The sequence below is a fragment of the Sulfitobacter sp. M85 genome, from assembly GCF_029285915.1.
Lineage (GTDB): Bacteria > Pseudomonadota > Alphaproteobacteria > Rhodobacterales > Rhodobacteraceae > Sulfitobacter > Sulfitobacter faviae.
Map to the genome: position 1 here is coordinate 583947 of NZ_JABECQ010000001.1, position 19970 is coordinate 603916.

General features: G+C 63.3%; 21 protein-coding genes. 17 read left to right on the forward strand and 4 right to left on the reverse strand.

Features of this window, described 5'->3' with window-relative positions:
* The first annotated feature begins 130 nt into the window (after positions 1–130).
* Together rsfS and rlmH are read left to right on the forward strand one after the other, a co-directional pair.
* Complete coding sequence (gene rsfS, locus HKX24_RS02965) at positions 131–502, forward strand: ribosome silencing factor (protein WP_067268516.1); 372 nt, start codon at positions 131–133, stop codon at positions 500–502.
* Positions 503–524: 22 nt separating this feature from the next.
* Complete coding sequence (rlmH, locus tag HKX24_RS02970; protein WP_271692825.1) at positions 525–995, forward strand: 23S rRNA (pseudouridine(1915)-N(3))-methyltransferase RlmH; 471 nt, start codon at positions 525–527, stop codon at positions 993–995.
* Between the two features lie 11 nt (positions 996–1006).
* Here rlmH and HKX24_RS02975 read toward each other — a convergent pair whose 3' ends face one another.
* Positions 1007–1363, reverse strand: a complete 357-nt coding sequence (locus tag HKX24_RS02975; protein ID WP_271692826.1) for a hypothetical protein — start codon at positions 1361–1363, stop codon at positions 1007–1009.
* Between the two features lie 185 nt (positions 1364–1548).
* Between HKX24_RS02975 and HKX24_RS02980 the strand changes: the two genes are divergently transcribed.
* The 9 genes from HKX24_RS02980 to HKX24_RS03020 all read left to right on the forward strand — a co-directional run bounded on the left by HKX24_RS02980 (position 1549) and on the right by HKX24_RS03020 (position 9198).
* A complete protein-coding gene (locus HKX24_RS02980; RefSeq protein WP_276153817.1) occupies positions 1549–3000 on the forward strand; it encodes an FAD-linked oxidase C-terminal domain-containing protein in 1452 nt (483 codons plus the stop codon).
* Positions 2997–4109 (forward strand): FAD-binding protein, encoded by a 1113-nt coding sequence (locus HKX24_RS02985; protein WP_276153818.1) that lies wholly within the window; start codon positions 2997–2999, stop codon positions 4107–4109. The genes HKX24_RS02980 and HKX24_RS02985 overlap by 4 nt, the downstream gene beginning before the upstream one ends.
* Entirely contained in the window at positions 4106–4474 is a 369-nt protein-coding gene (locus HKX24_RS02990) for a hypothetical protein (RefSeq protein ID WP_271692829.1), read from the forward strand. The genes HKX24_RS02985 and HKX24_RS02990 overlap by 4 nt, the downstream gene beginning before the upstream one ends.
* A gap of 13 nt (positions 4475–4487) precedes the next feature.
* On the forward strand, positions 4488–5816 hold the full coding sequence (glcF, locus tag HKX24_RS02995; RefSeq protein WP_271692830.1) for a glycolate oxidase subunit GlcF: 1329 nt from the start codon (positions 4488–4490) through the stop codon (positions 5814–5816).
* 75 nt (positions 5817–5891) lie between these two features.
* Positions 5892–6695 (forward strand): trypsin-like serine protease, encoded by an 804-nt coding sequence (locus tag HKX24_RS03000; RefSeq protein ID WP_271689910.1) that lies wholly within the window; start codon positions 5892–5894, stop codon positions 6693–6695.
* Between the two features lie 149 nt (positions 6696–6844).
* Complete coding sequence (locus HKX24_RS03005) at positions 6845–7315, forward strand: Hsp20 family protein (RefSeq protein WP_067268529.1); 471 nt, start codon at positions 6845–6847, stop codon at positions 7313–7315.
* A 247-nt stretch (positions 7316–7562) separates the two neighbouring features.
* The gene (locus tag HKX24_RS03010; protein WP_271692832.1) at positions 7563–8069 is read left to right on the forward strand and encodes a hypothetical protein; all 507 of its coding nucleotides are present in this window, start codon (positions 7563–7565) and stop codon (positions 8067–8069) included.
* Between the two features lie 182 nt (positions 8070–8251).
* Complete coding sequence (locus HKX24_RS03015) at positions 8252–8926, forward strand: metal-binding protein ZinT (RefSeq protein WP_271692833.1); 675 nt, start codon at positions 8252–8254, stop codon at positions 8924–8926.
* Positions 8927–8940: 14 nt separating this feature from the next.
* Positions 8941–9198 (forward strand): DUF6525 family protein, encoded by a 258-nt coding sequence (locus HKX24_RS03020; protein ID WP_209218531.1) that lies wholly within the window; start codon positions 8941–8943, stop codon positions 9196–9198.
* A 58-nt stretch (positions 9199–9256) separates the two neighbouring features.
* Here the strand turns inward: HKX24_RS03020 and HKX24_RS03025 are convergent, their stop codons facing one another.
* Complete coding sequence (locus HKX24_RS03025) at positions 9257–10732, reverse strand: NAD-dependent succinate-semialdehyde dehydrogenase (RefSeq protein ID WP_271692834.1); 1476 nt, start codon at positions 10730–10732, stop codon at positions 9257–9259.
* Positions 10733–10823: 91 nt separating this feature from the next.
* Between HKX24_RS03025 and HKX24_RS03030 the strand changes: the two genes are divergently transcribed.
* The 3 genes from HKX24_RS03030 (at position 10824) to HKX24_RS03040 (ending at position 14954) form a co-directional block, all read left to right on the forward strand.
* Positions 10824–11612, forward strand: a complete 789-nt coding sequence (locus HKX24_RS03030) for an alpha/beta hydrolase (protein WP_271692835.1) — start codon at positions 10824–10826, stop codon at positions 11610–11612.
* Between the two features lie 128 nt (positions 11613–11740).
* Complete coding sequence (locus HKX24_RS03035) at positions 11741–12370, forward strand: DUF1523 family protein (RefSeq protein WP_271692836.1); 630 nt, start codon at positions 11741–11743, stop codon at positions 12368–12370.
* A gap of 76 nt (positions 12371–12446) precedes the next feature.
* A complete protein-coding gene (locus HKX24_RS03040) occupies positions 12447–14954 on the forward strand; it encodes a cation:proton antiporter (RefSeq protein WP_271692837.1) in 2508 nt (835 codons plus the stop codon).
* Positions 14955–15067: 113 nt separating this feature from the next.
* Here HKX24_RS03040 and HKX24_RS03045 read toward each other — a convergent pair whose 3' ends face one another.
* Entirely contained in the window at positions 15068–15580 is a 513-nt protein-coding gene (locus HKX24_RS03045) for a PepSY domain-containing protein (protein ID WP_276153819.1), read from the reverse strand.
* Between the two features lie 100 nt (positions 15581–15680).
* Positions 15681–17258 (reverse strand): DUF5928 domain-containing protein, encoded by a 1578-nt coding sequence (locus HKX24_RS03050; protein ID WP_276153820.1) that lies wholly within the window; start codon positions 17256–17258, stop codon positions 15681–15683.
* A 170-nt stretch (positions 17259–17428) separates the two neighbouring features.
* On the opposite strand from HKX24_RS03050, the gene HKX24_RS03055 reads away from it, so the two are divergent.
* The 3 genes from HKX24_RS03055 to sseA all read left to right on the forward strand — a co-directional run bounded on the left by HKX24_RS03055 (position 17429) and on the right by sseA (position 19944).
* Positions 17429–18247, forward strand: a complete 819-nt coding sequence (locus HKX24_RS03055; RefSeq protein ID WP_271692840.1) for a sulfotransferase family protein — start codon at positions 17429–17431, stop codon at positions 18245–18247.
* 47 nt (positions 18248–18294) lie between these two features.
* Positions 18295–18783 carry an SsrA-binding protein SmpB gene (gene smpB, locus HKX24_RS03060; protein WP_209218524.1) on the forward strand — a complete coding sequence of 163 codons (489 nt, stop codon included), beginning with the start codon at positions 18295–18297 and terminating at the stop codon, positions 18781–18783.
* Positions 18784–19089: 306 nt separating this feature from the next.
* Positions 19090–19944, forward strand: coding sequence for a 3-mercaptopyruvate sulfurtransferase (sseA, locus tag HKX24_RS03065; protein WP_271692841.1), 855 nt, complete (start codon positions 19090–19092; stop codon positions 19942–19944).
* Positions 19945–19970: the final 26 nt, after the last annotated feature.

A 19970-nucleotide genomic window follows, 5' to 3' on the forward strand; every position in this document is an offset into this window, starting at 1 on the left:
CCCGGGTCGCTAAATTGGGGCTGCTCGGCACCGGGGCAAGCGTTCAGCATTGATGGTGCTATTTACGAAGGAGGACAATGTCCTGTCTCTTAACGTTGACGCAGCGCAGGCTGCTGACCATGGGGCTGCAATGACTGCCGCCTCGCAAATCGCAACCAGCGACGACCTGCTGGCGCTTATCCTTTCCTCGCTGAATGACGACAAGGCCGAAGATATCGTGCAGATCGATCTGCGCGGCAAGACAGCCATCGGCGACTATATGGTGATCTGCTCGGGCCGCTCCACGCGGCAGGTTTCGGCGATCTCGGAAAAGCTGGCGCAGGCCGTCAAAGACGCCACCGGACGCACGTCCAAGATGGAAGGCCGTGAAACCGGCGACTGGGTCTTGATCGACACAGGCGACGTTGTCGTGCATGTCTTCCGGCCCGAAGTGCGTGAATTCTACCAGCTTGAAAAGATGTGGCTGGGCGGCGACGACGCGGCCACAGCGGCACCGCACTGATCCCGCTTTGCGGGCCTAGGTCATGCGGGTTCACATCTGTGCCATGGGCCGGCTTCGCGCCGGTCCGGAAAAAACCCTTGTCGATGATTATCTGACCCGGTTCGACCGGACCGGGCGCGGTCTGGGCCTTGGCCCCGCGCGCGTGGTCGAGATGGAAGACAAGAAGAACGGCGGCATGGCCGCCGAAGCCGTGCTGCTACGGCGCGCGATCCCCCAAGGGGCGGTGATCTGCGTCTTGGATGAACGCGGCAAGGTCGAAACCTCCCCCGCATTCGCCGAACGGCTTGGCAATTGGCGTGACGCCGGGCGGGGGGATTTGGCCTTTGTCATCGGCGCCGCCGATGGCATCGACCCCAGCCTGCGGGCAGAGGCGGATCATGCACTCTCTTTTGGCAAGATGGTCTGGCCGCATATGCTGGTGCGGGTCATGCTGGCCGAACAGCTTTACCGCGCCGCCGCGATCCTCTCGGGCGGGCCTTATCACCGGGTCTGAAAGGGCGCAGGTCAGGGCAGCGGGATCGTCACCAATTCCGAAGACCAGCCACTGACGCTGTCGCGCGCCTGAATGCTGACCTCTGTCATCCCTTCGGGGATGCGCACGCCAGAAAGCGAGCGGGTGAAGGGCTGCTCTTTCACATGCGGATGTGCCAGATTGCGGGTGCCCAAGGGTTTCCCATCGGGGTCCAGAATGCGCCAAGCGTCGGCATAGTGGTCCCAGCCACTGTCGTTGTGCCGGATGGTGACGTCAAACTTCCACAAATCGCCCTGTCGATCGACCGTGACATTCAGAATGGCGGGCGGATCGGCGAAACCCGGCGCGGCAAAGGCCAAGAAGGCGAGAATGAGGCTACGTTTGAACATGGGACACCAATAAAACAACGAACTGAATATAGCGCATTTCGGAAAGGTTCCAAGGTAGGCGGAAGTTGGGCCCGGTGCAATTCACCCTGAAGCCGCAATTTAGTGGTGCAATTGCACCAAGCGCGCGGCAAACTGGCCAAGCCCGCGCCATAGGTTCTATGCTGCGGGCCAGAGGAGGGACCGCAATGCAGATGCCAACACCCGATGCCGGGATCATTGCGCGCAAGGCGCGTGTCGTGGCGCGGCTGCGTGCGGCGCTGCCCCGCGATGCCGTGATCGACGATGCGCATGAGACCCGCGCCTATGAATGTGACGCGCTGACGGCCTATAAATGCCCTCCTCTGGCCGTGACCCTGCCTGCCAGTACCGAAGAAGTCTCGTCCATTCTGGCAATCTGCCATGAGGAGGGCGTGCCGGTGGTGCCGCGCGGCTCGGGCACCTCGCTTGCCGGAGGAGCCTTGCCCACCGCTGATAGCGTGGTGCTGGGGGTGGCGCGCATGGCCGAGGTGCTTGAGGTCGATTACGACAACCGTCTGATGCGCGTGCAGACCGGGCGCACCAACCTCAGCGTCACCGGCGCGGTGGAGGAAGACGGCTTCTTCTACGCGCCCGACCCCTCCAGCCAGTTGGCCTGTGCCATCGCGGGCAATATCGCGATGAACTCGGGCGGGGCGCATTGTCTGAAATACGGGGTCACCACCAACAACCTCTTGGGCGTCACCATGGTCATGATGGACGGCGAAGTGGTCGAGATCGGCGGCGGTTATATGGACGCGGGCGGGCTGGACCTTTTGGGCGTGATCTGCGGCTCCGAGGGGCAGTTGGGCGTGGTGACCGAAGCCACCCTGCGCATCCTGCCCAAACCCGAAGGCGCGCGGCCCGTGCTCATGGGCTTCGACGACAACGCCGTCGCCGGGGCCTGCGTCAGCGACATCATCAAGGCCGGCGTCTTGCCCGTGGCGATCGAATTCATGGACCGCCCCTGCATCGAGGCGACGGAGGCTTTCGCCCATGCAGGCTACCCGATGTGCCAGGCGCTGCTGATCGTCGAGGTCGAAGGCTCCGACGCAGAGATCGACCACCAGCTGACCCTGATCACCGAGATTGCCCGCCGCCACAACCCGGTGGAACTGCGCGAAAGCACCAGCGCCGAGGAAAGCGCCGCGATCTGGCTGGGCCGCAAGTCCGCCTTTGGCGCGATGGGGCAGATCAACGACTACATGTGCCTCGATGGCACCATCCCGGTGAATGAGCTGCCCATGGTGCTGCGCCGCATCGGTGAGATGTCCGATGACTATGGCCTCAAGGTCGGCAATGTTTTTCATGCGGGCGACGGCAATATGCACCCGCTGATCCTGTTTGACGCCAACAAACCCGGCGATCTGGAGAAATGCGAGGCCTTTGGCGCCGACATCCTGCGGCTCTGCGTCGAAGCGGGCGGTTGCCTGACCGGGGAGCATGGGGTCGGGATCGAAAAGCGCGATCTGATGCATGAGCAATACGCCCCCGCGGATCTAGAGGCGCAATTGATGGTGAAGGATGTCTTCGACCCGGCATGGCTGCTGAACCCGGCCAAGGTCTTCCCCCTCGACGTGACGGAAGGGCGGCGCGGCAGCGGCGCATCGGTGGCGGCGTGACGGTGACTTCCGAGGCGGAACTGGCCGAGGCGATCCGTGCCGCTGATGCGCCCCTCTCCCTGCGCGGCGGGGATACGCGCGGCATGGCGGGGCCGGGTGCGGCACTGTCGCTTGCCGGTTTGCGGGGGATCACCCTTTACGAGCCGGGCGCGCTGACGCTGGTCGCGCAGGCGGGCACGCCGGTCTCCGAGATCGAAGCCGCTTTGGCCGCCGAGGGCCAGCGGCTGGCCTTTGAACCGATGGACCACCGCGCGCTCATGGGCCGCAGCGGCACGCCGACCATCGGCGGGGTCTTTGCCGCCAATGTCAGTGGCCCGCGGCGGCTTGCCGTTGGGGCCGCGCGGGATTTTCTTTTGGGGGTGCGGTTCGTCGATGGGCAGGGGGCCATCATCAAGAACGGGGGCCGGGTGATGAAGAACGTCACCGGCTATGATCTGGTCAAGCTGATGGCCGGGTCGCAGGGCACCTTGGGCGCGTTGACCGAAGTCTCGCTAAAGGTGCTCCCGAAACCTGAAACCAGCGCGACGCTCGTGCTGTCCGGGCTGGACGACCCCGCTGCCATCGCCGCGATGGCGCTGGCCATGCGCAGCCCCTTCGAGGTGACCGGCGCGGCCCATGACCCGGCGCAGGGGCGGACGGTCCTGCGGTTGGAGGGGTTCGAGACCTCGGTCAGCTACCGGATCGGGCGGTTGAAGGATTTGCTCGCCGCCACGGGGGGCGAGATTGAAGTGCTTGCAGAAGGTAGCTCAGAGACCCTCTGGCGGGATCTGCGAGATGTGGCGCCCTTCCATGGGGCGGCGGGCGATGTCTGGCGCCTGCACTGCCGCCCGACCGAGGCCCCGGCGCTTGCGGCAAAAGCCGGAGCGGAGGTGCGGCTCTATGATTGGGCCGGGGGGCTGCTATGGCTGCGCATGGCCCCCGGCACGGACCTGCGCGCGCGCTTGGGGCAATATGACGGCCACGCGACCTTGTTGCGGGCCGAGGCGGCGGGGGCGCTGCCACGACAGGAACCCGAAGCGCCGGGGGTGGCGCGGTTGACGGCGGGGCTCCGGGCCAAGTTCGACCCCCGTGGCCTGTTTAACGCCGAAGCCTTGGCCCTCAGCGCATGACTTTGGTGCTGGTCTTCCTCATCGTCTTTCTGATTGGCCCGTTTCTGTTCAAGGCGCTGATCGCCGTGCCGCCTTCGCTTAGGGCCATCCGTGCCTTGGCGGCGATGGTGCTAGCGACCTTTCTGATCGCGCTTGCCCTGCGCTATGGTCTGACGCGCTATTGGAGCGACAGCGCTTGGCTGTTGGGGGCCATCGCCTTGGCGCTCTGGGCCGCTTGGATCGGGGTGATTGCGCTGGTGATCCAAGCGCTGCGCCGGGCCGATCCGCGCCCGGCGATGCGCCGGTGGAGCGGGGTGCTGGGGGCCGTGGGCACGACGGTGCCGTGGTTCGGTCTCGTCCTCGCCAATCTGATGCGCAGCACATAGGAACGGAGCCGCCATGCAAACCACCTTTACCCCTGAGCAGTTGCAGGATCCTTACACGCAGCGCAGCAATGAGATTCTGCGCGCCTGTGTGCACTGCGGCTTTTGCACGGCGACCTGCCCGACCTATCAGGTCTTGGGCGATGAGTTGGACAGCCCGCGCGGACGCATCTACCTGATCAAGGACATGCTGGAGAACGACCGCGACCCGGATCCAAAGACGGTTCAGCATATCGACCGCTGCCTCTCTTGCCTCGCTTGTATGACGACCTGCCCCTCGGGGGTGCATTACATGCATCTGGTCGATCACGCCCGCGCTTATATCGAGGAACGCTACAAACGCCCCATGGGCGAACGCGCCCTGCGCTGGATGCTGGCGCGGATTCTGCCCTATCCCACACGCTTTCGGCTTGCGCTGCTCGGGGCCAAGATCGGGCGGCCTTTTGCCCGGCTGATGCCCGACGCGCGGCTGCGCGTCATGCTGGAGATGGCGCCCAAGACGGTCCCCCCGGTCAGCCGCAACGACGACCCGCAGAGCTTTCCGGCTAAGGGCAAGCCGCTGCGCCGGGTGGCCCTGATGACCGGCTGCGCCCAAAAGGCGCTGAACACCGATATTAACGACGCCACGATCCGGCTGCTAACCCGCGCGGGCTGCGAGGTGGTGGTGGCCCACGGGGCGGGCTGTTGCGGCGCGCTGACCCATCACATGGGCAAGACCGATGAGAGCCACGCCCACGCCGCCCGCAACATCCGCGCATGGCGGGCCGAGATGGACGGCAAGGGCTTAGATGCCATTGTGATCAACACCTCGGGCTGCGGCACCACGGTCAAGGATTACGGCCATATGTTCCGCAATGACCCGCTGGCAGAGGATGCGGCGCGTGTCTCGGCCCTTGCGAAGGATGTGACGGAACTGCTGGCGGAGCTCGACTTGCCCTTCGCCGAACCGGCAGCGCCGGGCATGGTCGTCGCCTATCACGCGGCCTGCTCGCTGCAACATGGGCAACAGATCAAGGCCACGCCGAAGACCCTGCTGAAACAGGCGGGATACACGGTGGTGGAACCGGCGGACAGTCACCTCTGCTGCGGCTCGGCGGGCACCTACAATCTGATGCAGCCCGAGATTTCGGCCAAGCTGAAAGAGCGCAAGATCAAGACCTTGGAGGCTAAATCACCGGATGTGATCGCGGCGGGCAATATCGGCTGCATGATGCAGATCGGATCGGGCAGCGGGGTGCCGGTGGTGCATAGCGTCGAACTGCTCGATTGGGCCTGCGGTGGGCCAAAACCACCCGCGCTCAGCCGTGATCCCGACGCGCCTGCGCAGGTGCCGCGTTTGCGTTAAGCCTGCGCCGTATTTTCGCCGCAACTCCCCTATATCCGCCAAGTAAACATGGTTTTGAGGTGCATTTTGCGACAATTGTTGGCGGCTATCTTCGGCGTCTTTACCCTTGCCACGGCGGCGCTGGCCCAAGACAGCGCGCTCAAAGCGCTCGACAACGGTGTGGATGCCGCCGCTTGGGAGGCGGTGGGCCGTCTCGACATCGGTGGGACCGGCTTTTGCACCGGCACGCTGATCGCCCCGCGTCTGGTGCTGACCGCCGCGCATTGCCTGTTTGACCGCGAAACCAAGGCCCGGATCGACCATGGTGAGGTGCAGTTCCTCGCCGGTTGGCGCAATGGCCGCGCCGGGGCCTACCGCGACATTCGCCGCGCCGTGGTGCATCCCGATTACGTCTATGACGGTGAGGTCTCCTCGGGCCGGGTGCGCAATGATCTAGCGCTTCTGGAACTCTCCCGCCCGATCCGCAACACCACCATCCGCCCCTTCGGCACCGCCGCGCGTCCGCGCCCCGGCGACCGTGTAGGCGTGGTCAGCTATGCCCGCGACCGGGCCGAGGCACCGTCTTTGCAGGAGGTCTGCAAGGTGCTGGCCCAGCAAGAGGGGGTATTGGTGACCTCCTGCGCGGTCGATTTCGGCTCTAGCGGCGCGCCGATCTTTAGCTTCGTCGCAGGCGAGGCACATATCGTCTCTGTCGTTTCGGCCAAGGCCGAGGTCGAGGGCGCGCAGGTCTCGCTCGGCACCGCGCTTGGCGCGCCTTTGGCGCTGCTGCAAGCGGAACTGGTGGCGGGCAAGGGCGTGTTTCTGGATTCCAACCCCGCAGGCAAGCGCATCCGCGTCGGCGAAGAGCGCGGCACCGGGGCGAAATTCATCCGCCCGTAATTCTGCGCGGCAGGACTTGAAAGCGCGCAACCCCTTTCCCAAATGAGCTTTGCCGAGGTGCCTCAATAGGGCTTCGGCGCTTGAAAAACCGGGTCTGTCCAATGGTGGAAGGCCCGATATGTCAATCGCTCACTGATGAGGATGAACACATGCGTAGCTTTGATTTCGCACCCCTTTACCGCTCCAGCGTTGGTTTCGACCAGATCGCCAACATGATGGACCGGGTTCTGACAAATGATGGGGCCACCCCCAGCTATCCCCCCTACAATATCGAAAAGCTCGACAACGATGCCTATCGCATCTCGATCGCCGTCGCCGGTTTCTCGGATAGCGATCTGAGCGTCGAAGTGCGTGAGAAGGCGCTGATCGTTTCGGCCCGCAAGGCGGATGAGGATGAGGCCAAGACCTATCTGCACCGTGGCATCGCCACCCGCGCCTTTGAGCGTCGCTTCCATCTGGCGGACCACGTTCAGGTCATCGGCGCGGCCCATGCCAATGGCATGCTGCATATCGAGCTTGAGCGTCAGGTGCCCGAGGCCCTGAAACCGCGCCAGATCACCATCTCTTCCGAGGTGAAGGCGATCGACAAGGACGTGGTTGACGCCAAATCCGTGAACTAAGCGCAACCGTTCAAGCGCTATGCGAAGGCCCGCTTTTGGCGGGCCTTTTTTGTGGGCGGTCGCCTCCCAAGCTCGACCCGTTCGTGGGTGAATATCTGCCGAAGCCTAGGGGCGAAAACGGCGGCTTTCTGCTGCGCGGGGGGGCGGGGTGAAACCAAGCAAAAGCTGTCGGGTTGAGTGGGGGACCGGGCAGGCGTGCCCGGACAACAGCGTGCAGAGTACCGCACGCGCAATGAAAGGAAGAACCATGACGACCTATGCAAATTCCCTACGCAAGCTTTCCCTGACCACGGCTGTCGCCGCTCTTATGGCGGCCCCAGTCGCCGCACAGACCCTGGACGCGGGTGTCGGCACCGATGCGACCGCCGATCTGGCGGGCACGGAATTGGACACCACAGCCGGGGCCGAGGCGAATGGCACCCTGACCACCGAACAGTCCATCGACCAAACCGCGACCTCGGACATTGATACGGATGCCGATATCGCGTTGGATGGCAGCACCGTGGCCGTCGCCTCAGATGATACGGTCATCGGCACCATCTCGAACGCAGAGCCGCAAGCGGACGGTTCCATGCGCTATTCCATCGATCTGGCCGAGGAATTCGCCGCCGATAGCGACCGTGCGGTCGTGCAGATCGACCAAGATGTCGACGCCGATGGCCAGCTGCTCATCGGCATGACGGGCGAAGAATTCGCCGCGGCTCTGTCCCAGCAAGTGAATGCGGACGGCGCGGCGCAGACCCGGACCAACTAAGACGGGTCACCCCAGGGCGTATCTCTCCCCCGCCCGAAGGCCGGCAGCATGAAAGTGCTGTCGGCTTTTTCGTGTTCGGGCTGGCGGCCATCGGGTTGCAAACTCTCCGGGACAGGGCTACTCCGCGTTGGTTATGATATAACATATCGAATCATGACGCAGGCCAAACCACGGAGAACGACATGCCCCAAACATCCGCATCCCCGCTATTCTTCCTGACGCTGAGCGCGGGCCTTGCCCTTTCGGCCCCGGTCTTGGCTGAGACGAAAGAGGCATCGCATGACCACGATCATTCCCATGCGCATGACCACGCCCACGACCAGAACGACATCTACAATGGCTACTTTGACGACGCGCAGATCAAGGATCGGCCCTTGTCGGATTGGGCGGGCGACTGGCAATCGGTCTACCCGCTGTTGCAGCAGGGCGCGCTGGACGCGGTGATGCAGGATAAGGCCGAACACGGCGACAAGACGGCGGCGGAGTACAAGGCCTATTACGAGGTTGGCTATGCCACCGATGTGGACCGCATCACCATCGACGGTAATGCCGTGACCTTCTTCCGGGACGGTGATCCGGTGCAAGGGCGCTATGCCAGCGATGGTTATGAGGTGCTGACCTACAAGAAGGGCAACCGCGGCGTGCGCTATGTCTTTGCCAAAGAGGGCGGCGATGCCGAAGCGCCGGAATATATCCAATTCAGCGACCATATCATCGCGCCGCAAAAGGCCGATCACTATCACCTCTACTGGGGCGACGACCGCGCCGAGGTTTTGGAAGAGTTGACCAACTGGCCGACCTATTTCCCCGCCGAGCTGAGCGCGTCTGAGATCGCGGCGGATATGCAGGCGCATTAAGGGCGGCCCGCGGCATGACTGGCAAAAAGCGAAACCTGCGCAGCGGGCTGAAACAGCGGCGGCGTCAGGGGAACCCGATGGCAGCCTTTGACCAACTGCCGCCGCCCCTGCGGGCATGGCTGGCGCAGGCGGCGCTGCCGTGGTCGCCTCGTTCGGCGCATCGGCTGTGGTGTCGGGCGTTGCAGCGTTGCGAAGGTGATGTCGCGCAGGCGATCTCGCATCTTTCGCAGGCGGAGCGCCGGATGCTGGCACAGGACCGGCTGACGCAATAGCCCGAGGCAAAACGGGGCGCGCCATGGCACGCCCCGTTTCTTTAACTTCCGCCGGTGCTTAGACCGACAGGCAGACGTATTTCATCTCAAGATAGTCTTCGATCCCGTGGTGCGATCCTTCGCGCCCAAGGCCGGATTGCTTGACCCCGCCAAAGGGCGCAAGCTCGGTCGAGATGATGCCGGTGTTGACGCCGACGATGCCATATTCCAGCGCCTCGGCCACCTTGTAGACGCGGCTGAGGTCCTTGGCATAGAAATAGGAGGCAAGGCCGAAGATCGTGTCGTTGGCCATGGCGATCACGTCGTCCACATCCTCGAACTTGAAGAGCGGCGCGAGGGGGCCGAAGGTCTCTTCCTTGGCGACCTTCATGTCCTGCGTCACGCCGGTCACGATGGTGGGTCCGAAGAAGTTCCCGCCCATGTCGTCCTTGGCGTTGCCCAGAATGATTTCCGCGCCGTTGTCGACTGCATCCTTGATATGCTCTTGCACCTTATCCGACGCCTCGGGGTTGATGAGCGGGCCCAGATCGGTGCCTTCTTCCAGCCCGTCGCCGACCTTCATCTGGCTCACGCGGTCCTTCAGCTTGGCCGCGAAGGCGTCATAGACGCCCGCCTGCACATAGATCCGGTTCGCGCAGACGCAGGTCTGGCCGTTGTTGCGGAACTTGCACATGATCGCGCCCTCGACCGCCGCGTCGAGATCGGCGTCGTCGAAGACGATGAAGGGCGCATTGCCGCCCAGTTCCATCGAACATTTCATCACCTGATCGGCGGCCTGTTTCAGCAGGATGCGCCCCACCTCGGTCGAGCCGGTGAACGTCAGCTTGCGCACGGCGGGGTTCTCGCAGAACTCCTTGCCCACGGCGGAGGAGGAGGAGGATGGCACCACGTTGAACACGCCCGCCGGGATCCCTGCGCGTTCCGCGAGCACACCCATGACGATGGCCGAGAGCGGAGTCTCTGCCGCCGGACGCGCCACAAAGGAACAGCCCGCCGCCAGCGCTGGCGCGGCTTTGCGGGTGATCATCGCGTTGGGGAAGTTCCACGGGGTGATCGAGGCCGCGACGCCGATGGGCTGTTTCATGACCATGATGCGCTTGTCACGCTGGTGGCCGGGGATCATCTCGCCGTAGACGCGCTTGGCCTCTTCGCCGAAGAATTCGATGAAGGAGGCGCCATAGGCGATCTCGCCCTTGGCTTCGGCCACCGGCTTGCCCTGTTCGGCGGTGAGAATGGTGCCCAGATCGTCTTGGTTCTCCATCATCAGGTCGAACCATTTGCGCAGCACGGCGGCGCGTTCCTTGCCAGTCCAAGCGCCCCAGTCTTTTTGCGCCTTCTCGGCTTGGGCAATCGCGCCCGCGACCTGCGCGCGGCTGAGGTCGGCGACCTGTGCGATGACATCGCCCCGCGCGGGATTGGTCACGTCAAATGTACCGTCGTCGCCTTCGACCCATTGGCCGCCGATATAGGCGCGGGTTTCAAGCAGGCTGGGGTCTTTCAGCAGTGATTTCAGATCCGTCTTAGCATCAGTCATGTCATCTCTCCGCTATTCTCTATAGCCTCCAAAGCAACAACGAGTATGATTGTCCAGTTGAGTTTGATCAAATCCGGGGTGGGAGACCCAAATGATGCTAGATGACGCCTATGCAAACGCTGCCTATATCGACGGGGCCGACGGCTTTCCGCCCCGCTGGGAAAAGGAGGCAGAGGCATTCCGCGCGTCATTGGGGGCGCGGGCGCAGCTTAACGTGCGCTATGGCCCTTCGGACCGTCAAAAGTTCGACTTCTTCCAGCCCGAGGGTGTCTCGCGCGGCACGGCGGTCTTCGTGCATGGCGGCTATTGGAAGGCTTTCGATAAGAGCTATTGGTCGCATCTGGCCGCCGGTTCTTTGGCGCGGGGCTATGCCGTGGCGGTGCCGTCCTATGATCTTTGCCCCGAGGTGCGTATTTCCGAGATTTCCACCCAGATCGCCGCGGCGCTGACCGAAGTGGCGAACCGCACGCAGGGCACCATCGTGTTGTCGGGCCATTCGGCGGGGGGGCATTTGGTGGCCCGCATGACCGACCCGCTGCTGCTGGGAGCCGAGGTGCGCGACCGGATCACGCGGATCGTGCCGATCTCCCCCGTGGCGGATCTGGCGCCCTTGTTGCAAACCGAAATGAACGACACCCTGCGGCTGGATGAGGCCGAAGCCGCCGCTGAAAGCCCGATCAAGATGACCCCGCCCCATGGTGTGGATGTGACCGTTTGGGTCGGCGCGGCGGAGCGGCCCGCCTTCCTCGAACAGGCCGAGAATTTCGCCCGCAGTTGGGGCGCGAAACATGTGGTGGCCGAGGGCAAGCACCATTTCGACGTGATCGATCCGCTGTCAGAGCCGGACAGCGACCTGACCAAAGCGCTGTTGGGCAGCTAAGGTCCGCATTTTGCGGCAAATGCCTCGCCTTATTGCGCGTAAGGCATTTGCCGCAGTGCCGCGGAAACACTATGTCAGAAGGGCAAAGGCCCCTGTCCGGCCGCGCGACCTAATGGAAAGGGCCGAAGATGAGAATCGTTAAATGGGTGTTCTGGGTGACCGTCTGGGTGCTGGTGGGGGCATTCTTCCACTATACCCTGCCGCAGACCGATATCGTCCGCGTCACGGACACCTATGAAAAGCGGATCGACTTCGGCAACAATTCGATCTTCTGGTCCGGCTCATCAACCGATAGCGCGGGGCAGGCGGTCAACCGCGATGTCTTTTTCATCCAGACCCGCCGGGCCAAGGGCGATGTCATGGTCTACCGCAACGAAGACACCGGCTGGGGCTGGCCGCCCTATTTCAAGTTCGACACCGCCAACCTTCAGGCCGAGGCAGCCGATGCCCGCAGCACCACCGGCGCGCCGCAGTATTACGCGCTGAAACACTATGGCTGGCGCAGTGAGCTGTTGTCGATCTACCCCAATGCCATTTCGCTCCGCCCGGTCGAGGGGCCGGAAGCGAGCAAGGGCATCCCCTTCGTGACCATCATCGTGCTGACCCTCTCCGCGGCGCTGTTCTATGCGATCTGGGTGCGCTGGCGGCGGTTCCGCCGGGCGCGGTTGGACCCCAAGATCGAGGCGATCGAGGATGACATCGCCGCGCGCCGGGGCCGCTTTGCCCGCTGGAGGGCCGAACGGCGCGCGCGCAAATAACCTCACCACGAACTGCAGGCGCTGAGCGGGGCAAGAAGCGCCCCGCATTCAGCTAAATTCTGGTATTCCATCCTATATGGACATCATCCTCGTCACCACGGTCATCGCGTCGCTCTTTGTCGTCATCGGCTTGGCCGAGCCTTTGGCCGCGCGATTGCGACTGCCGTTCAGCGTGATCTTGGCGGTCGTTGGCATCCTCATCGGGGCTTCGGCGATCTTTTTTCTGCGCACCGATTTGACGGATGCGTTGAACCCGGTGGCGGCGGCCATTCTGGGGCTGCCGATCCGGTCGAACGTCTTTCTTTATGTCTTCCTGCCGACGCTGCTGTTTCAGGCGACATTGGGCATGAACTTGCGGCGCATGGTCGACGACTGGGTGCCCATTCTGGTGTTGGCCGTGGTGGCCGTGGTGGTGGCGACCGTCAGCATCGGCTACGCGCTGTTTTGGGTGAGTGCCATTCCGCTGGCGGCCTGCCTGCTGATCGGGGCGATTGTCTCGACCACGGACCCTTCGGCGGTGGTCTCGATCTTCCGCTCGATCTCGGCCCCGCGGCGGCTCGCGCGGATCATTGAAGGCGAAAGCCTGCTGAACGATGCCGCCGCCATCGCGCTTTTCGGTCTGTTCATGGGCTATGTCATGCTGGGCATTCCCGACCCGGAACTGGGCAGCGCGCTTGCGCAATTCCCGATGCTGATCGCAGGCGGGGCGTTGGTGGGCTGGCTCGGCGCGCGGATCGCGGTTTGGGTCATGGCGCTGTTTGCGCGGCATGAATTGGCGCAACAGTCGATCTCGGTCGCGCTGCCCTATCTGGCCTATATCGTCGCCGAGCAAAGCGTCGGCGCTTCGGGGGTCATCGCCGTGGTGGCGGCGGGGTTGACGCTGAACCTCACCGCGCCGGGGCGGCTGCCGCCACAGGCGTTGACCAACCTGCGCGAGCTTTGGGACGTGCTGGCCCATTGGGCGGGGGCGCTGATCTTTATCCTCGCAGCACTGCTGATCCCCCGGCTGTTGGAAGAAGTCCGGCTAGAAGATTTCTTTCTTATCGCCGTCGTGGTGGTGGCTGCCATTTTCGCCCGCGCGGTGGTCCTTTTCGGGCTGCTGCCCCTGCTGACCGCGGCCAAGCTTTCGCCCTTGGTCGAGCGGCCCTACCGGGTGGCGATCCTTTGGGGAGGCTTGCGCGGGGCGGTCACGCTGGCACTGGCGCTGGCGGTGACGGAAAGCGTGCGGGTGCCGGATGATATTCAGCGGATCGTGGGTATCTTGGCCACGGGCTTCACGCTCTTCACCCTGCTGGCCCAGGGTACGACGCTGCGTTGGATCATCGGACGATTAGGGCTCGATCAACTCTCGCCCATCGATCACGCGCTGTCGCGTCAGGTCATCGCCGTGGCCCTGCAGACCGTGCGCGAGGACGTGGCCCAAACGACCGAGAATTACGACCTGAACCGCGACATCGTGCGCTCCGAAGCGAAACGGTTTGGCGAACGGCTTGAGACAGCGGTCAAGACCGCGGAGGAAGCGACCGATATCCTCGACCGCGACCGCATCGCGCTTGGGCTGATCGCGCTGGCGGGGCATGAGCGTGACACGATCCTCGCGCGGGTGCGCGAGCGGACGATCTCGGCGCGGATGGCCGATCTGGTGCTCTCGGATGCGGACCGGCTGATCGAAGGGGCGCGGACCCAAGGACGCAGCGGCTATCAACGCGCGGCGCGGCGCAGCGTGGCCTATGGGCGCACATTTCGCGCGGCGGCGGTGCTGCACGGGCGCTACGGCGTGTCGGGGCCGCTGGCGCGGATGACGGCGGACCGCTTTGAAATGCTGCTGTCGCAACGGTTGATCCTGCGGGATCTGGGCACTTTCATCGATGGCCGCATTCGCCGCATCCACGGGCGGCGGGTGGCGGAATTGCTGCACGACCTTCTGGCGCGCCGCATCGAAGGGATTGAGACCGCGCTGGAGGGGCTGCGCTTGCAGTATCCCGGCTATGCTGAGGAGTTGGAACGGCGTTTCATCCGCCGCACGGCACTGCGTTTGGAAGAGCGCGAATATACATTGATGCGCGAAGACGGTCTCTTTGGGGCCGAGGTCTATACCGCCTTGATGCAGGAACTGGCGACCCGGCGCACCGCGGCAGAGGGGCGCCCGGGCCTTGACCTCGCCGTGCGGCGCGGTGCTTTCATCGAGCAGTTTCCGCTGTTTGCGGATCTGCAGGAGGGCGCGCTCAAACGGCTGAGCCGGGCGCTCAAGACCCGCTATGTCGATATCGGCGACGTTGTTTTGCGCAAGGAAAGCCCCGCGCGCAGCGTGTTTTTCATCGCCTCAGGTGCTGTCGAATTGGAAAGCGCGGGTCAGACTTGGCGTTTGGGGCGGGGGGAGATGTTCGGCCAGATGGCCATCCTGACGAACCGCGTCCGTCGGGTGGATGTGCGCGCCATCGCGCCGACCACGCTTTTGGTTCTGGACGAGGACCGGTTCCGCCGCCTGCTGGAACGAAGCGCGGCCTTGCGCGAGGCGGTGCGTGCCAGTGCGGAGAAGCGCGGGATCGATCCTGTGGATCTGATCTCGGGCGGGCGGGGTTAGGTCGGCGCGTCAAACGCTGGTGAGGCGTTTGGGGCCGGTGTGGTGCAGGGTATTTGAGAAAGGATGAAGATAGGGGGGTGCGGCCGGTAGAGGCGGCCGCACCTTTGGCTGGGTTAGTCGCCGGGGGTGATTTCGCCGGTGGTGGCGTCGATCAATAGTTCGCGTTCGCCGGTGGCGTCGGTCAGTTCGACTTCATAAACCATGCGGTCATCTTCATCGTCGAGTGAGACTTCCTCGATCCATGTGCCGTCTTGGCCTTCCAGCTCGGTCAGTGCGGTCATCAGCACATCGCGGGCCGTGCCAGCGGCGCGCAACTCATCCTCTTGGAAGAGGCCGCTGAGGAAGCTTGTGAGCTGCTCTTCGGACTGCTTCATCACATCGCCGGTGGCGGCGTTGACGGTGACTTCGTACACGGATTCGCCGCGGACGAGGTCGATCTCATAGACCAGCCCGTCGCCTTCGGTTTCGATCTCGGCTTCCAGCACGCCGCCATCGATGCTGCTTTGCGCGGATTTAATGGCTTGGGACATGCTGATCCGCTCGGCCTCGGGGGCGGTCTCTTGCGCGAAGAGGGCTGCGGGGGCGAGCAGGAGCGATGTGGCGAGGGCGGTGAACTTACGTTTCATGGAAAAACCTCTTGCGTTGTGGTGCGTCGGGCCGCGTGGCGGCGTTCTTAGTTCAACGCTTGGCGCGGGGGGCCGTTCCAGACGGTAGGGGCGGGCGGCGCTAATCTGCGAAGAGGCCTGCGGGCTGGACGATCGCGCGGGCCTCGTCTTCGGTCACCTTGAGGAAATGGGCGAGGGTCGCGGCGTTGGTTTCGGGGTTGGCGTATTCGGAGAGGCGGCTGTAGTTTGCGAATTGGGCGTCGCGGATTTGGTCGACCTCATGCAGCATGTTCCCGCGGATCGTGGGGAGCAGGCGGGACAGGTTTTCTTGCGATGTTTGCGCGCCGCTCAGGCCGATGCGCCGGGCGTGGCCGCTGAGATAGGTGTCGGTCAGTTTGCATTCGACTTCGAGCATGCGCACCTGCGCGCGGTCCGAGGCGAAATCGCGCAGCAGGTCGAGGTTCGACGTGTCGATGCAGACGATCAGCCGCGTGCTGTCGTAGTAGTCGTAGAGCATCCGCATTAGGGCGCGGCGGTGGCGGGTGCGTTTTTCCAGCGTGGTTTGAATGCCGCCGAGGTCGGGCAGGGGGGTGTCTTCTTCGTTGAAGAGGAAATCCACCGCCGGGAGGCCGGTTTGCTGGCGTATCCGCCCCACGAGCCGTTTTGCCACATGCCATTTCTTGGCGATGATGATCAGCAGTTCACGCTCGCGGCCAAGGCTGGATTCCCTCTCCCAAAAGCGGGGGGCGAAGCGGCGGCCAATGCGGCCCCGCGCGGTGAGGAATTCGAACAGGTTGCGGCCTTCGTCGCTGATCTGGAAAGGCACCCCTTGGGCGGCGTAGAGCAGGCCGAGGCGGCGTTTGAGGTCCAGTGCCTCGGGGCTGATTTTGCGGGCGAAGAGGTGGTTCTGGCCGAGCAGCAGGTCATAGTGGTCATTGTAGAAGGTGACCGGCATGCCGTAGTCGGAAAACAGCAGGAAGGTCAGGCTGCGATTGGCGATTTCCCCTTCGGGGACGAGGTGGCGCACGAGGGTTTGAAAGAAGGTCTCATCCGGGATCCACGTGCTGCGGAAAAAGCGGATGACATCGGGGCGTTCGTGGCTGAATGCCATCAGCGCCTCGACGGTGCGGCGGCGCAGGCACCACCATTGGCTGCCGATCTGCACCTGAAGGTCGGCAGGGATCTTGCGGGTCAGGCCAAGACGCTTTTGCGCCTCGAACATTGCGTAGAAGCGTTTGCGCTGCGTGCGTTCGTTGAACCAATGGCGATAGATCAGCCGCTCTTCTTTCCAGCCGGTCTTGATCCAATCGCTTTCGAAGTAATCCACGCTTTCGATGAAATCCGCGTCAGTCTCATCAAGGAACCGATGCGCGTATTCGGCGGATTTGATCGCCATGCAATCGCCGGAGAGCAGGTAGAAATGCGTGGCGCGCGGGAAGGCTTCCATCGCGGCGGTGAGCGTGTCGAGCGTGGCTTGCACCAGTGACCATTCGCCCCAGCCACAGCGGGTGCGTTTGTGCGGGAAGGCGACGTTGGGGTTGTCGCGCAGGGCCGCGGTGATCTGGGCGTAGTCTTCGGCGCTGGCGGAGGCGTCGAAATGGATCGCCATGTAATCGCCCACCGCGGTCAGCCGCTCGGCTTGCCGGATAATGGCCTCCGGATCCTTGTGGCACAGCAGGATATAGGCAATTTTCGCCATGCAGGATACCGAATGTCCTTGTCGCGGCCCGCTTGCATCGGCCTTTTGTCGTGGATCACCTTCCTAGTTAATCCTGAAGACCGATTGAATAAACAGCATTTCTTTGCTTTTTTGCACCGAGGTCTGACTGTTGCTTAAAACAGCCAGCGCCAGCAGGAGGCAGGACGCGCATGGGTTTTCCCGGAACATGGATGACGGAAAGTGAAAGCATGGTGTACCGCGTGGTGCCAAAATGCGCCTGTTCGACCATCGGCCAGATCATGTATTATTCCGATCATGGCGAATTTTTTGACGGCGACATCCATGATGCCAAATCAGGCATTCATAAATGGGCTTTGGATGGGTCGCAGGGGCCGATCACCGAGAATGTGACGGCGTGCAAGTCCTATGCCTTTACCTGTGTGCGCAACCCTTACACGCGGATTCTGTCGTCTTTCTTTGACAAGATTTGCGGCATTCAGCGCAACGGGCGGCGCTATCGCGGCAATCTGGTGCCGCTGCTGGTGCAGAAATACGGGATCGACGTGGGCGGTGAGGACGGCAAGGAGGAGTTCGACCAGATTGCGAGCTTCCGGCGGTTCCTGCTGTTTGCCCGCGATACCATTCGTTGGCGGCGGCCAATGGACCCGGACATTCACTGGTCGGCGGTCTCGGGCCATGTCAGCACCTTTATCGTCAATGGCGGCACCTACGACCAGATCTTCTGGACCGAGCGGTTCAACGATGGGATGCAGCAGGTGCTTGATGCCGTGGACACGCCGCACCCCGTCGATCTGGCGGCGATCCCGCGCTTTAACGAGAGCGAGGGCCATGGGCCCAAGCGGGCGCATCCGGTCGAGGATTACTTTGACGATCTGTCGATGCATCTGATGCGCGAGATCTACAAGCGCGACTTCGATCTGTTCAAATATGACTTCGACAACCCCGGCAATAAGCAACCCCTAGGGGAGATCGATTTGGATGAGGTGCACGCCAAACTCGGTGACTGAGCGGCAGCATCTTGCACCGGGGCGGGGGGCGCTCTACATGCTTTGGCATGTCACAGGTCAAATCCAGTTCCAAATCCGATCCGAATTACAAGGTGATCGCCGAAAACCGCCGCGCGCGGTTTGATTACGCGATCGAAGAAGATATCGAATGCGGTATTATCCTTGAGGGATCCGAGGTGAAATCCCTACGCGAAGGCGGGGCGAATATTGCCGAGAGTTACGCTGCCGTAGAGGATGGCGAACTGTGGTTGGTGAACTCCTATGTGGCGCCCTACAAACAGGCCAAGACCTTTCAGCATGAAGAACGGCGCCGGCGCAAACTGCTGGTCAGCCGCAAGGAATTGGCCGATCTGTGGAACGCGACGCAGCGCAAGGGCATGACGTTGGTGCCTTTGGTGATGTATTTCAACCATCGCGGCATGGCCAAGATCAAGATCGGCGTGGCCAAGGGTAAGAAGCTGCACGACAAGCGCGAGACGGCGGCCAAGCGCGATTGGTCGCGGCAGAAGCAGCGGTTGCTGAAAGATCACGGGTAAGACGCGGGGCAGGCCCGGAATCAAGCCGTAGGCGCCGGGCCATCGCCTGCCCGCCCGTCACGCCAAAGGCGTGTCAGAATATACTAGGCGCACCTTTGGTGCGACCGGGCTGGCGATTTGGTGAGGCGGGCGCCTCCTTGACGGCACACATCAAAGCTGAACCATAAAGTGGTGCCAACAGCCCGTAGCATCTTCACCCCACGGGCAGGGGATGGCCCTCCTTGCACCTCTCATCCCCCCCTTCCACTTGCCAGCATCCCCCGCCGGTTATAGGCATGGGCAACGCCCGCGACGAAGGAGGCCCCCATGGCCGACGATCCCAAGACATTGGTTTCAACCGATTGGTTGGCTCAGCATCTGAAAGACCCGGACCTGCGCATCCTTGATGCCTCGTGGTATCTGCCCGACACCGGGCGCGATCCGAAGGCGGAGTATGATGCCGCGCACATCCCCGGCGCGCGGTTCTTTAACATCGACGATATCTCGGATGCGCGTTCGGACCTGCCGCATATGGCCCCGCCGATCGAGAAATTCATGTCGCGGCTGCGCGCCATGGGTGTGGGTGACGGGCATCAGGTGGTGGTCTATGACGGCGCAGGGCTGATGTCCGCCGCGCGGGTCTGGTGGCTGTTCCGCCTGATGGGGCAAGAGAATGTCGCCGTGCTGGATGGCGGGTTGCCGAAATGGCAGGCCGAGGGTCGCGAGACCGAAGACATGCCCCCCGTGCCGCGCGACCGCCATATGACCGTGCGTTTCCAGAACCAATTGGTGCGCGATGTGACACAGGTGGCCCATGCCTCCAAACTCGGCGATCCGCAGATCGTCGACGCCCGTGCCGCCGCACGTTTCCGCGGCGATGCGCCTGAACCGCGCGAGGGGCTGCGCGCAGGCCATATTCCCGGCGCGCGCAACGTGCCCTTCACCGAATTGCTCAACGACGACAAGACGATGAAAACCCCCGAAGAGACCCGCGCCATTTTCGAGGCGGCGGGCGTGGACCTGTCGAAACCCGTCATCACCTCCTGCGGGTCGGGCATCACCGCCGCCGTGCTGGCGCTGGCGCTGGAGCGGCTGGGCCACCGCAAATGGTCGCTCTACGATGGCTCATGGGCGGAATGGGGCATGTTCCCCACCGTGCCCGTGGCCACCGGCGCGGCTTAATCCTTTACCGTTACCTTCCAACCGGA

Excerpts from the sequence above, each read along its gene's own strand:
- rsfS (WP_067268516.1), top strand. The coding sequence starts at position 131 with ATGACTGCCGCCTCGCAAATCGCAACCAGCGACGACCTGCTGGCGCTT.
- rlmH (WP_271692825.1), top strand. The coding sequence starts at position 525 with ATGCGGGTTCACATCTGTGCCATGGGCCGGCTTCGCGCCGGTCCGGAA.
- HKX24_RS02975 (WP_271692826.1), bottom strand. The coding sequence starts at position 1,363 with ATGTTCAAACGTAGCCTCATTCTCGCCTTCTTGGCCTTTGCCGCGCCG.
- HKX24_RS02980 (WP_276153817.1), top strand. The coding sequence starts at position 1,549 with ATGCAGATGCCAACACCCGATGCCGGGATCATTGCGCGCAAGGCGCGT.
- HKX24_RS02990 (WP_271692829.1), top strand. The coding sequence starts at position 4,106 with ATGACTTTGGTGCTGGTCTTCCTCATCGTCTTTCTGATTGGCCCGTTT.
- glcF (WP_271692830.1), top strand. The coding sequence starts at position 4,488 with ATGCAAACCACCTTTACCCCTGAGCAGTTGCAGGATCCTTACACGCAG.
- HKX24_RS03005 (WP_067268529.1), top strand. The coding sequence starts at position 6,845 with ATGCGTAGCTTTGATTTCGCACCCCTTTACCGCTCCAGCGTTGGTTTC.
- HKX24_RS03010 (WP_271692832.1), top strand. The coding sequence starts at position 7,563 with ATGACGACCTATGCAAATTCCCTACGCAAGCTTTCCCTGACCACGGCT.
- HKX24_RS03015 (WP_271692833.1), top strand. The coding sequence starts at position 8,252 with ATGCCCCAAACATCCGCATCCCCGCTATTCTTCCTGACGCTGAGCGCG.
- HKX24_RS03020 (WP_209218531.1), top strand. The coding sequence starts at position 8,941 with ATGACTGGCAAAAAGCGAAACCTGCGCAGCGGGCTGAAACAGCGGCGG.
- HKX24_RS03025 (WP_271692834.1), bottom strand. The coding sequence starts at position 10,732 with ATGACTGATGCTAAGACGGATCTGAAATCACTGCTGAAAGACCCCAGC.
- HKX24_RS03030 (WP_271692835.1), top strand. The coding sequence starts at position 10,824 with ATGATGCTAGATGACGCCTATGCAAACGCTGCCTATATCGACGGGGCC.
- HKX24_RS03035 (WP_271692836.1), top strand. The coding sequence starts at position 11,741 with ATGAGAATCGTTAAATGGGTGTTCTGGGTGACCGTCTGGGTGCTGGTG.
- HKX24_RS03040 (WP_271692837.1), top strand. The coding sequence starts at position 12,447 with ATGGACATCATCCTCGTCACCACGGTCATCGCGTCGCTCTTTGTCGTC.
- HKX24_RS03045 (WP_276153819.1), bottom strand. The coding sequence starts at position 15,580 with ATGAAACGTAAGTTCACCGCCCTCGCCACATCGCTCCTGCTCGCCCCC.
- HKX24_RS03050 (WP_276153820.1), bottom strand. The coding sequence starts at position 17,258 with ATGGCGAAAATTGCCTATATCCTGCTGTGCCACAAGGATCCGGAGGCC.
- HKX24_RS03055 (WP_271692840.1), top strand. The coding sequence starts at position 17,429 with ATGGGTTTTCCCGGAACATGGATGACGGAAAGTGAAAGCATGGTGTAC.
- smpB (WP_209218524.1), top strand. The coding sequence starts at position 18,295 with ATGTCACAGGTCAAATCCAGTTCCAAATCCGATCCGAATTACAAGGTG.
- sseA (WP_271692841.1), top strand. The coding sequence starts at position 19,090 with ATGGCCGACGATCCCAAGACATTGGTTTCAACCGATTGGTTGGCTCAG.